The sequence below is a fragment of the Sphingopyxis sp. genome, assembly GCF_036402335.1.
Classification (GTDB): Bacteria; Pseudomonadota; Alphaproteobacteria; order Sphingomonadales; family Sphingomonadaceae; genus Sphingopyxis.
This window is the reverse complement of sequence record NZ_DASWTD010000290.1, coordinates 1-12,504: the sequence shown is the minus strand read 5'-3', so window position 1 is coordinate 12,504 and position 12,504 is coordinate 1. Positions and strand designations below refer to the sequence as shown.

Genomic DNA, 12,504 nt, shown 5'->3' with positions numbered 1-12,504 from the left:
CCCCGACTTGGCGCCCTTCGATGCCGATGCATAAAAACTCAGATCGTCCGTCGGCCGCCAGTTGAGCGCGAGGCGCCAAGCGAAATTATTCTCCTTGAGATGCCGGTTGACCTCAGCACGAATATTGTTTGGCGTACTACTGACCATCGTAATGCACTCATTATTGCGCGCGTAGTTCAAAGGCCGCTTTTCGCCGTCTTCAATCGTACCGCGAAGGCCGATGATGGCGAAGACTCCTGTATTGACGCCCGCCGCCGTATTGCCGTTGAAATCGCGGGTGCACCCTGCGAACTTATTGGAATCCCATGTATAGCGCGCACCCGCCGTAAAGGTCAGCCGGTCGGTGATTGACCAATCGGCGCTGCCCGAGATACTCTTCGTGATGACCTTCCACTCGCCCTCATCGACTAATGTGCGGAATATGTTAGCTTCCAGCTCAGCCCGTTCCGGTGCCGTCCAATCGGCATAGTCGCTGCCCGGGAATATGACGGAGTTTATCCGCCCTGCGCGTGAGTAACGCCGGACGGCCCGGGCACTGGCATTCTGTCCGATCAACGACCGGATGGACTCGCGGATAGTATCACGCCCGTAATAGCCACCGACCGTCCAGCGCACCGGGCCAATTTCCCCTGCAAGTCGCAATTCCTGCGAGAAAGTCTTCAACTTCCCCTCAGGATTCTGAATCAGCAATTCGAATGGCGCGCCGCTCGAGTCCTGAAGCGAATTGCGATCCAGATTATTATAGCCGGTGATCGACGTCAGTTCGATCGCCTCCGACAATTGATAACCGATTTTTAATGATCCACCGAAATAGAAGCTGTCTTCGTCAAGATCGCCGCATAGCCCTGTACCCTTGCCGATGGTAGTCCCCGCGTCAGCACAGCGCGACGCTTCGGGGTTCCAGCCGGCCTGCTTTCCATTCGTAAACTGGAAGGCGTCGAAATAGGTGGTGGTTTCGGTTTGGCCGGGCGCGCGGACGAGACCGGCTTGAAACGGCGAGATGACTTCATCGGCGCTCAGCGAATTGGTGTCGCCGCGCCGCAAATTCGGAGTGGGCGCGAAGGCCTGCGCAGCTTTCGTATCCGAATTATTCTTCCACATCGATGCGACCAGATCGACGTCGAGATCAGAGGTCGCCTCCCAGGACAGCGCCAGCCTGGCGCCGAATCTGTGAACTTCGCCAAGACGATAGTCCCCGGCCGAACGCGGCTTTATCCATTCGAAATTGGGATCGGTGCTGGCATAGAGCCCTGTCGGTCCGATCAGGCTTTTGGGTCCGGCATAGGTTTGCCATCCCTTCCCACTGTCATCGATACGCCCAGCCAGACGAAATTTCAGCGTATCGGTAATCGGACCGCTGACGTAGCCCTCGAGATTCTTTGTGTCGTAATTGCCGACATCGACTGAAAAACCCGCTTCGAAACTGTCTGTCGGACCATTCGGAATCAGGTTGATCAGACCGGCGGTGGTATTGCGGCCGTAGAGCGTACCCTGCGGCCCCTTGAGCACCTCCACGCGCTGCATGTCGTACATCGGACCGTTGAGCAGATAGGGATAAGCGAATGCGACGTCATTCTGATAAACGGTGACCGTCGGCGACGAAGACATGTTCACGGCATTGAACGCCATGCCGCGGATACTGAACTGCGGGGCGCCCTGATAGCTCCGCGACACATTGAAGGTCGGAACGACCGTCGAGAGGTCGGCGACATTGGTAACTCTCAGATCCTTCAGCACATCACCCGAGGTAACCTGCACCGCCATCGGAACTTCCATCAACGACGTTGTGCGGCGCTCGGCGGTCACGACAATGTCGTTGTTCGTGCCCACATCGTCAGGAACCGCCGCGGCATCGCTGGAATCGGCAGCCGGCGTTTCGGCGGCAAACCCCGCTGATGTGAGCATTGTGCTTGCCAGCATTGCGCCAGCGAGCAGGCGTGTTGACCTCGCCACACCCCTTCGACTCGTCGGCGCGGCATACGTCATCCTCATTTTTCCCATTTTCTTCTCCCATGTGGCCGGACTCGGCCATCCGTTTCTTGGTAGTTGGCCAGCGCAGCGGCAGCTGACGGCGAAAGGCTATTGGGCTGAGGGCGCGTTGACGATGACCGCGCCGCGCAACTTTCGGGGGACAATGCCGATCACGATGCGCGTCATTCCTAACCCTCGCCGTTGCTCTCCAAGGCCGGAGCGACCGGAAACACACCGTCGCAGACCGGCGCGAGCGGACGGTTTCGTATGAAAGCGAGTCTTTGCCGGGCCTCGGCGGAGCGGTCGCTCACGTGCAGAGTAGAACTGGCCGCACGCCAAGGCTTTGCAGCCGTTTCTTCGTTGACAACTTGTCTGCCGCTCTTCGGCCTCATTCATGGCAACACCTCCCGTCCGCCTGAGCGCGGACTAGTGAGATGACGCAGGCGGACGCGGATCATTCATCTGGTAAGCGAATTTTTCACGCGAGGCCGTAATGACGGATGCAGCGGGAGATGAACCGGTTCGCGCCCGCTGGACCCGTGGCACAGTGTGGCCGATTGGAGACCGGCAGCTTTCGGAGGATAATTTCAAGAAGCGGCCATCTGCCGGCTTGAAACCTGCGCAAATAAGAAACCAGCTAGCAGATTTGTGCGCTGCAGCGTAAAGGCGCGATCATGAGGATCGCGATCATCGACACCAGCACGACGCGCGCCGCCATCATCTCCGACGGCCTGCGCGAGGCCGGCCTCGATGATCTCGTGCTCATCGATCCCGCTGGACCGCTCGTCGCACAGATCGAGGCGGCGACCCCCGAGGTCGTCCTCATCAACCTCGAAAACCCGAGCCGCGATCTGCTCGAAGATTTCTTCGCGATGTCGCGCGCGCTGGCGCGGCCGATAGCGATGTTCGTCGATCAGAGTAATACCGAGGCCACTTTCGCAGCGATCGACGCGGGCGTTTCCGCCTATGTCGTCGACGGTCTTTCGCAGCAACGCATCAAGCCCGTACTCGACCTTGCGGTTCGCCGCTTCCACGCCTTCTCGTCGCTGCAACGCGAGCTCGACGATGCCAAGAACGCCCTCGCCGAGCGGGCCGTGATCGACAGGGCCAAGGCGATCCTGATGAAACGGCGTCGGATCGACGAGCCCGAAGCCTATGCGTTGCTCCGCGGGCAGGCGATGAGCACCAACCGCCGCATTGCCGAGATTGCCGAAGCCATCGTGACGAGCGACGCGCTCTTGGGAGATATCGAATGAGCGCCGAGACCTTCCGTATCGGCTTCCTGCCGCTCGTCGATGCAGCCCTGCCGATCCTCGCGCACGAACTGGGCTTTGCGGCACGCGAAGGCATCAACATCGAACTGGTGCGCGACATGACCTGGGCAACGGTGCGAGACCGGCTGCTCTATGGCCACACCGACGCCGCGCACATGATCGCGCCGCTGGCGATCGCGACCGCGCTCGGCCGCGACCGGCCCGCAGTGCCGATGGCGGTGCCCTTTGTGCTGGGACTCAACGGAAACGCGGTGACCTTTTCGACCCAACTCGCGCAGGATGTCGGACTTGGAGAAACGCTGGGCGACCCGACGGTTATCGGCGCGGCGCTGCAGCGCGTGGCAGCGGAACGGAAAATCGCCGGGAAGCCGCTGCGCTTCGGCGTCGTACATCGCTATTCCAGCCACAATTACATGCTTCGATACTGGCTCGCGGGTGTCGGAATCCGTCCCGATACCCATGTCGACATCGTCGTCACCAGCCCACCCTTCGCCGCCGATGCGCTCGCTGCAGGTGAGGTCGACGGAATCTGTGTCGGTGAACCATGGAATTCGATCGCGGTCGAACGCGGTGTTGGCCATATCGCGCTCGCAACCGCGCAAATCTGGCGCCGCGGCGTCGAAAAGGTGCTAGCGATGCGCGAAGCGGTCGTCGAGGAGCGGCGCGACGCCGTCGAGGCCCTGCTACGCGCGCTCCACGCCGCTGCCGCCCATTTCGTCGAACCCGGCACTGCGGACGAAAGCGCACGGATACTGGAGCGGCCGGAATATCTGGACGCCCCGCGTGATGCGGTTCTGCGCGCGATCACCGATCACATCCGCCTCGTGCCCGGCGGTGAACCGATCCATTATCCCGATTTCATGTTCCAACACCGCGAAGCAGCGAACTTCCCATGGCGCAGCCAGGCGGCGTGGCTCTATTCGCAGATGCTTCGTTGGGACCACATCCCCTATTCCGCCGCCGACGCCGCTACAGCGGCCGCAGTGTTCCGTCCCGACATCTATCGCGGGGCGCTGGCGGGATCAGGCGCGCCGCTCCCCGGCGCGAGTTCAAAGCTGGAGGGCGGGATCGACACGCCGCTTGGCGCGGGGTCAGTACAGGGCCGTCTTCTCCTCGGCAGCGACCGCTTTTTTGACGGGCGCGCCTTCGATCCCGACGATATACAGGGCTATCTCTCTGACCTTCCTTAGATTTTAGGCCCAGATAGAATTTATGCTGCACCTGCGAAATAACCGGTTGCGCGGATGTGGCGAATCAGGCAGTTTAATTGCACTCGGCAGGGCTGCCGGGGCAGGATAAAGCGGCGACGGCTCCAACGAGGGGGCTGGCCCGCGCGGCACACGGGGAGCCTTTCTCCGTAATCCAACAGGCGATGAAGCCGTCAGGATGCGCCCGCGTGGCCGCCGTCCTGGCGGCTTTTTTTATTGCCCGTCACAAAAAGGGGACGGACGATGACAACTGCAACCACGGGCGCCTCGGCACCCAAATCGGGCTTCTGGGCGAGCGGTCACTGGCCGACGCTTGTCGCAGCATTTCTCTATTTCGATCTCGCTTTCATGGTGTGGGTCATCCTCGGGCCGCTGGCGCCCGCAATCTCCGAAGACCTCGGGCTGTCCCCCGCGCAGAAAGGGCTGATGGTTGCCGTTCCGACGCTCGCCGGCGCCCTGCTGCGCGTCGTCAACGGGCTGCTCGTCGACCGCATCGGGCCGAAGCGTTCGGGCGCAATCAGCCAGCTGGTCGTGATCGCCGGACTGTTCACGGCCTGGTTTATGGGGGTTTACAGCTTTGCAGGCACGTTGGCGCTGGGGGTCATCCTCGGCTTCGCCGGCGCCAGCTTCGCGATCGCGCTGCCGCTTGCAAGCCGCTGGTATCCGCCCGAGCATCAGGGCAAGGCAATGGGCCTTGCCGGCATGGGCAATTCGGGAACCGTACTCGCGGCGCTCTTCGCGCCCGGTCTTGCCAAGGCGTTCGGCTGGAACGCGGTGCTCGGGCTGGCCTGTATACCGCTGACGATCGTTTTCTTCGTCTATCTCGCGATGGCGAAAGACGCACCGAACGCGCCCGCGCCGAAGAAGCTGGCTCATTATTTCGAGCCGCTCAAGACGGCCGACGCCTGGTGGCTGATGGCCTTCTACTCGGTGACCTTCGGCGGTTTTGTCGGGCTCGCGGCTTCGCTGCCGATATATTTCACCGACCAGTTCCACCTCACCCCGGTGATGGCGGGTTATTGCACCGCGGCCTGCGTCTTCGCCGGATCGCTGGTGCGGCCGATGGGCGGCGCGCTTGCCGACTGGATCGGCGGCGTTCGCGCCCTGATGGCAGTATTCGTGGTTGCCGCGTTGGCGCTCGCGGGCGTGCCGCAGGCCGATACGCTGCCTGCTGCGCTCGGCCTTTTCGTCATCGCGATGCTCGCGCTTGGCACCGGTAATGGCTCGGTCTTCCAGCTCGTTCCGCAGCGCTTCTCGGCCGAGATCGGGGTGATGACCGGGCTCGTCGGAATGGCGGGCGGCGTCGGCGGCTTCTACCTCGCCTCCTCGCTCGGCTTCGCGAAACAGTGGAGCGGCAGCTTTGCTCCCGGCTTTTACATCTTTGCGGGACTTGCCGTGGTTGCGCTTGTCGCGCTTATCTTCGTCAAGGGTCAGTGGCGCGCGACCTGGGGTGCGGCTGAAGGCGTGCGGATCTAAAGCCATGACCCGCACCCTCATCATCCTGCTGGCGCTCGCGCCGGCCGGGGTGGCGCACGCCCAGGACGTCACCCTCAAGCCGCTCGGCGAAGCCCGGCTCCGCTACGAGAGCGTCGACCAGGACGGCCTCACCGCCGAGACCGACGCGCTCACCCTGCGCGTCCGTGCCGGGATCGAGGCGAAAGCCGGGCGCTGGTCGGTGCTCGTCGAAGGCCAGGGCAATCTCGCGATCGCCGATGAGTATTTCGACGGGCTCCACGGCGCCGCAACGCGGCCGCTCGTAGCCGATCCCGAAAATATCGCCCTCGCCCGCGCCCAGCTCCGCTACGCCTCGCCCGCCGTTGCAGTCACCGCGGGGAGGCAACGGATCGCGCTCGACGACGAACGCTTTGTCGGCGTGGTGTCGTTCCGCCAGAACGGGCAGAGCTTCGACGCGGTGCGCGCCGAGATCACGCCGATCAAGGGCATCAAGGCAGATGTCGCCTATGCGTGGAGCGTGCGCACCATCTGGGGCATCGACGGCACCGGGGCGCGGCAACAGGCGGTGTCGGGCGACAATGTCTTCGCCAACCTGTGCGCGCAAACCCCGATCGGCAAGTTTTCGACCTTTGCCTATCTGGTCGATCAGGACGAGGCGGCGATGCAGGGCTTCCGCCTGTCGAGCCAGAGCTATGGCGTCCGGCTCGACGGGAGCCAGCCACTCGGCAAGGCGAGGGTCGCCTGGCAGCTGAGCTACGCGCGCCAGTCCGACTGGCACCGCAACCCGAACGACTATTCGGCGGATTACTATCTCGCCGACGTCGCGGTCGATTTTGGAGGCCCCCGGATCGGCGTCGGGTACGAGATACTCGGCGCCGGCGATAGCAGGGCGCTCACCAGCTTCCAGACGCCGCTCGCCACGGCATTCAAATTTCAAGGCTGGGCCGACAAATTCCTCACCACACCGCCCGACGGCGTGCGCGACCTGTATGCAAGCGCGGGGTGGAGTTGGAAAGCCGTCGGCGCATTTCAGGCGGTGACGCTGCAAGCGATCTATCACGATTATCGCAGCGATCGCGCCTCGCGCTCTTACGGCGACGAGCTCAATCTTCTCGCGAGCGCGAAGCTCGGCAAATTCACAGGCTCGGCGCGCTACGCGCGCTACCGCGCCGACACCCTCGCCACCGACACCGATAAATATTGGCTACAACTGGATTGGACGCTTTGATGGAACATTGCCCGCTCAAACCCGAGGGCGACACGCGCGACCATCTCGTCGTGATCGGCAACGGCATGGCCGGTTGCCGCGCGGTCGAGGAGCTGCTGGCGCGCGATCCGGCACGTTACCGTGTGACAATCTTTGGCGCCGAACCGCGGGTCAATTACAACCGCATCATGCTCTCCCCCGTGCTCGCGGGCGAAAAATGCTTCGACGATATCGTGATCAACGACGCGGACTGGTATGCGGCGAACGGCATCGCGCTCGTCGCCGGCGACCCGGTAGTCGCGATAGACCGCGCCGCAAAAACGGTGACGACGCGCGGGGGCGTAACCGAAGGCTATGACCGGCTGCTGATCGCAACCGGCTCCGATCCCTTCATCATTCCGGTCCCCGGCAAGGACCTGCCCGGCGTGATCGCATTTCGCGATATGGACGATGTCGACACGATGCTCGCGGCGGCCGACGCCGGCGGTGACGCGGTGGTGATCGGCGGCGGGCTGCTCGGGCTCGAGGCGGCGCACGGCCTTTCGCTCCGCGGCATGAAGGTCACCGTTATCCACCTGATGCCCACGCTGATGGAGCGCCAGCTCGACGAGGCAGCGGGCTGGCTGCTCAAGCAGGCATTGGAAGGCCGCGGCCAGACGATCCTGACCGGCGCCGACACCGCCGCGATCGTCGGCGACGCCAAGGTCGAAGGGGTGAGGCTCAAGGACGGGACGCTAATCCCCGCCAGCCTCGTCGTGATGGCGGTGGGCATCCGTCCCTCGGTCGCCCTCGCTCGCGACGCCGGCCTCGCCGTCGGGCGCGGAATCCAGGTCGACGACCACATGGTCACCAGCGACCCGCATGTTCTCGCGGTCGGCGAATGCGTCGAGCATGACGGGCAGGTCTACGGCCTTGTTGCGCCGCTGTGGGACATGTGCCGCAGCCTTGCCGACGGGCTCGTCGAACAGCCGACAGGATATCGCGGCTCGGTCACCTCGACCAAGCTCAAGGTGTCGGGGATCGATGTGTTTTCGGCGGGCGATTTTTCGGGCGGAGACGGGTGCGAGGATATCGTGCTGCGCGACGCGAGCCGCGGCGTCTATAAGCGGGTGATCGTCCGAGACGACCGCATCGTCGGCGCGGTGCTCTATGGCGATACCGCGGATGGCAACTGGTATTTCGATCTGCTCAAGAAGCAGGAAGACGTGTCGCAACTGCGCGACCTGCTGATCTTCGGCCAGGCCTTCGCCTCGGGAGGGGGCGCGGCGGACCCTAAGGCGGCCGTTGCGGCGCTCTCGGACGATGCCGAGATATGCGGCTGCAACGGCGTCACCAAGGGCCAGGTCGTGTCGTGCATCGCCAAGGGTGCGCACAGCCTCGACGCCGTGCGCAGCACCTGCAAGGCATCGGCGAGCTGCGGTTCGTGTACCGGACTCGTCGAAAATCTGCTCGCGCTGACACTCGGCGACGATGTCCAGTCGGGCCCGAAGACGATGTGCAAATGCACGAGCTTCGGCCACGACGACGTCCGCCGCGAAATTGTCGCGCAGGCCATGCGCTCTATTCCCGAAGTAATGCAGAAGCTGCACTGGACGACCCCAGACGGCTGCTCGTCGTGTCGCCCGGCGCTCAATTATTATCTGCTCTGCGCGCTGCCCGGCGACTATGTCGACGACCAGCAGAGCCGCTTCGTCAACGAGCGGATGCACGCCAATATCCAGAAGGACGGCACTTACTCTGTCGTCCCCCGCATGTGGGGCGGGCTCACCAACCCGACCGAGCTGCGCGCGATCGCCGATGTCGTCGAGAAGTTCAATGCGCCGATGGTCAAGGTCACCGGCGGCCAGCGGCTCGACATCTTCGGTATCAAGAAGGAGGATTTGCCTGCGGTCTGGGCCGACCTCAATGCCGCCGGGATGGTGTCGGGGCACGCCTATGGCAAGTCGCTGCGCACGGTGAAGACCTGCGTCGGGTCCGAATGGTGCCGCTTCGGCACGCAGGATTCAACGGGTCTGGGCGTCAAGGTCGAGCGGATGAGCTGGGGCAGCTGGATGCCGCACAAGTTCAAGATCGCCGTGTCGGGCTGCCCGCGCAACTGCGCCGAGGCGACGATCAAGGATTTCGGCATCGTCTGCGTCGACAGCGGGTACGAACTCCACGTCGGCGGTAACGGCGGCATCCATGTGCGCGCCACCGACCTGCTCTGCAAGGTCGCGACCGAGCAGGAGGCGATGGATACTTGCGCCGCCTTCATCCAGCTCTACCGCGAGGAGGCGCGCTATCTGGAACGCACCGCGCCGTGGATCGAGCGCGTCGGGGTCGAATATGTGAAGAGGCGGATCGTCGACGACGCAGCGGGCCGCGAGGCGCTCCGCGCACGCTTCCTCTATTCGCAAAGCTTCAGCCAGGACGATCCCTGGGCGCAGCGCGCCGATGGCGCCGAGGCCGAACATCACGCACCGATGGCGCGCTTCATCCCGCAGGAACGTGCATTTTTGGAGGAGATGGGGGCATGACGACCGCTGAATGGCTCGACATTGGCTGGGTTGATCAGATTCCGGTGCGCGGCAGCCGTACCGTGCAGGTCGAAGGCGGCGACGATATCGCGGTGTTCCGCACCGCCGAGGGCAAGGTCTTTGCCCTCCTGGACCGCTGTCCACACAAGCATGGGCGCCTGAGCCAAGGCATCGTTCATGGCGGCGCGGTCGCCTGCCCGCTCCACAACTGGCGGATCAGCCTGTCGACCGGCGAAGCGCTCGGCGAGGACAAGGGCTGCACCCCCACCGTCCCGGTCAAGATCGACGGCGGCCGTGTCCTCATCTGCCGCGCGAGCACGCTGAAGGCGGCCGCCTGATGGCGGACTCGGTCCGCACCACTTGCGCCTATTGCGGCGTCGGCTGCGGCATCCTCGCGACAGTGACAGGTAAACGGGCGGTAGAGATCGCGGGCGATCCCGATCATCCCGCGAACCGCGGAAGGCTGTGCTCGAAGGGCACGCATCTGGGCGAAACCGTCGGTCTCGAAGGCCGCCTGCTGCACCCGATGATCGGCAACAGGCGCGCGAGCTGGGACAAGGCACTAGACCTCGTGGCCAAGCGCTTCAAGGAGACGATCGCGCGTCACGGCCCGAACAGCGTCGCCTTCTATGTTTCGGGCCAGCTCCTCACCGAGGATTATTACGTCGCGAACAAGCTGATGAAGGGCTTCATTGGCACCGCGAACATCGACACCAACTCGCGGCTCTGCATGTCGAGCGCCGTCGCGGGGCACACCCGCGCGTTCGGCGAGGATGTCGTTCCCGCGACCTATGACGATCTCGAAGCCGCCGACCTGTTCGTCCTCGTCGGATCGAACACCGCCTGGTGTCATCCGATCGTCTATCAGCGCATCCGCGCGCGCTGCGAGGCGGGCGCGAAGCTGGTCGTCATCGACCCGCGGCGGACCGAGACCGCCGAGGAAGCCGATATCCACCTCGCGATCCGCCCCGGCAGCGACGTCGCGCTCATGAACGGCCTGCTTGAGCACTGCCGCGAAGCCGGCGTGGTCGACGAGGCCTATCTCGCCGCGCATGTCGCGGTTCCGCAGAATTTCTGGAACGAGCTTGGAGAGGGGAACGACCTGTGGTCGGTGGCACGGACATGTGAAGTGCCGGCTGCCGACCTCAGGCGTTTCTATGAGCTGTTCGCTGCCACGCCGCGCACCGTCACGCTGTTCAGTCAGGGCGTCAATCAGGCGACCGCCGGCACCGATCAGGTCAATGCGATCCTAAACGTCCATCTCGCGACGGGGCGCATCGGCAAGACCGGCGCCGCGCCCTTCTCAATCACCGGCCAGCCCAATGCCATGGGCGGCCGCGAGGTCGGCGGACTCGCCTCGACCCTCGCCGCGCATATGGATTTCGCGCCCGACAACCGCGATCGCGTCCAGCGTTTCTGGGCGTCGCCGACGATGGCGGAGAAACCAGGCCTCAAGGCCGTCGACCTGTTCCGTGGCGTCGGCGAAGGCCGGATCAAGGCCTTGTGGGTGATGGCTACCAACCCCGCCGTATCTATGCCCGACGGCAATGCGGTGCGCGAGGCGCTGAAGTCCTGCCCCTTCGTCGTCGTCAGCGACGTGATCGAAAAGACTGACACCGGCGCCTTCGCGCATGTCCGGCTGCCCGCCGCAGCCTGGGGCGAGAAGGATGGTACCGTGACCAATAGCGATCGCACGATCAGCCGCCAGCGCGCACTCTTCCCTCTCCCCGGCGAGGCGATGCCCGACTGGTGGATCGTCAAGGAGATCGGGCGGCGGATGGGGTGGAAAACCGCCTTCGCCTACGACCGCCCCGCTGACATCTGGCGCGAGCATTGCCGGCTTTCGAATTACGATAACGACGGTGCCCGACTGTTCGCGCTGCCGGGCGCAGCGCTGGGCGGCAACGGCGCCTATGACGCGATGGAGCCGTTTCGCTGGGGCGGCGACCATCCTTTCGCTGACGGGCGTTTTTCGACCGAGGACCACCGCGCGCGCCTCGTCTCCGTCGTGCAAAAGGTCCTTCCCGAACCGCTCGCCAAATGGCCGCTGACGCTCAACACGGGGCGCTACCGCGACCAATGGCACACGATGACGCGCACCGGCTTGGCCCCCAAGCTCGCGCGCCACCGCGAGGAGCCGCTCGTCGAGATCCACCCTGATGATGGCGCGCGTCTGGGACTCGCCGACGGCGACCTCGCACGCGTCGAAACCCCGCAGGGCGACAGCCTCTACCGCGTCGCCTTCCACGCCGGCCAGCGCCCCGGCGAGCTATTCGTACCGATACACTGGTCCGACCGCACGTCGAGCGGCGGGCGAACCGGGCTGCTTCCGCGCCCGCTCGTCGACCCCGTGTCGGGCCAGCCGGGCTTCAAGCGCACCCCGGCGTCGATCGCCGCCGTCACCCCCAAATGGCGCGGCTTCCTGCTCCTGGCCAGCGAGCTTGCCGACACGCCGCGCTGTCTATGGGCGACGCGCGTCGCGGTGCCGTCCGGGGTCCTTTGGGAGCTCGCGGGCAATGGCGACCTCAAAGCCATCGAAGCCCTGCTCCCCAAGGGCGAGCGCATCGAGGCGCAGGATGCGGCCCGGGGCACGCGCCGCGTCGCCATCGTCGCGAACGATCGCCTCACGGGCGCACTCTTCGTCACCGAAAGCGGCGAACTGCCACCGCGCGACTGGCTGATCGCGCAACTGGCTGCACCGACGGTCGCGCCGACGCTGCTCGCAGGCCGAGCGCCCGGCATACAGGCCGACCGCGGCCCGGTCATCTGCGTCTGCTTCGACGTCGGCCTGAAATCGATCACCGCCGCGATCCGCGACCAGAAGCTAGCCGACGTCGCGGCTATCGGCGCGGCGCTGGGCGCAGGTACCAACT

At 64.5% G+C, this 12,504-nt stretch carries 8 protein-coding genes; 7 read left to right on the top strand and 1 reads right to left on the bottom strand.

Annotation, left to right across the window (positions count from 1 at the left end; genetic code table 11):
- Positions 1-1,986 (bottom strand): TonB-dependent receptor (locus tag VGD20_RS09095; RefSeq protein WP_331134134.1); only part of this gene is annotated, 1,986 nt, incomplete at its 3' end.
- A 659-nt stretch (positions 1,987-2,645) separates the two neighbouring features.
- Between VGD20_RS09095 and VGD20_RS09090 the strand changes: the two genes are divergently transcribed.
- The 7 genes from VGD20_RS09090 to VGD20_RS09060 form a co-directional block, all read left to right on the top strand.
- On the top strand, positions 2,646-3,227 hold the full coding sequence (locus VGD20_RS09090; RefSeq protein WP_136172892.1) for an ANTAR domain-containing response regulator: 582 nt from the start codon (positions 2,646-2,648) through the stop codon (positions 3,225-3,227).
- A complete protein-coding gene (locus VGD20_RS09085) occupies positions 3,224-4,435 on the top strand; it encodes a CmpA/NrtA family ABC transporter substrate-binding protein (RefSeq protein ID WP_136172891.1) in 1,212 nt (403 codons plus the stop codon). The genes VGD20_RS09090 and VGD20_RS09085 overlap by 4 nt, the downstream gene beginning before the upstream one ends.
- Positions 4,436-4,696: 261 nt before the next feature.
- Positions 4,697-5,929 carry a nitrate/nitrite transporter gene (locus VGD20_RS09080; RefSeq protein ID WP_136172890.1) on the top strand — a complete coding sequence of 411 codons (1,233 nt, stop codon included), beginning with the start codon at positions 4,697-4,699 and terminating at the stop codon, positions 5,927-5,929.
- Between the two features lie 4 nt (positions 5,930-5,933).
- A complete protein-coding gene (locus tag VGD20_RS09075; RefSeq protein ID WP_331134133.1) occupies positions 5,934-7,136 on the top strand; it encodes a hypothetical protein in 1,203 nt (400 codons plus the stop codon).
- On the top strand, positions 7,136-9,631 hold the full coding sequence (gene nirB / locus VGD20_RS09070) for a nitrite reductase large subunit NirB (RefSeq protein ID WP_331134132.1): 2,496 nt from the start codon (positions 7,136-7,138) through the stop codon (positions 9,629-9,631). Before VGD20_RS09075 ends, nirB begins: the two co-directional genes overlap by 1 nt.
- Positions 9,628-9,969, top strand: coding sequence for a nitrite reductase small subunit NirD (gene nirD / locus VGD20_RS09065; protein ID WP_054587453.1), 342 nt, complete (start codon positions 9,628-9,630; stop codon positions 9,967-9,969). The genes nirB and nirD overlap by 4 nt, the downstream gene beginning before the upstream one ends.
- Positions 9,969-12,504, top strand: a 2,536-nt coding sequence (locus tag VGD20_RS09060) for a nitrate reductase (RefSeq protein WP_331134131.1), incomplete at its 3' end; no start/stop codon positions are given. The genes nirD and VGD20_RS09060, both read left to right, overlap by 1 nt.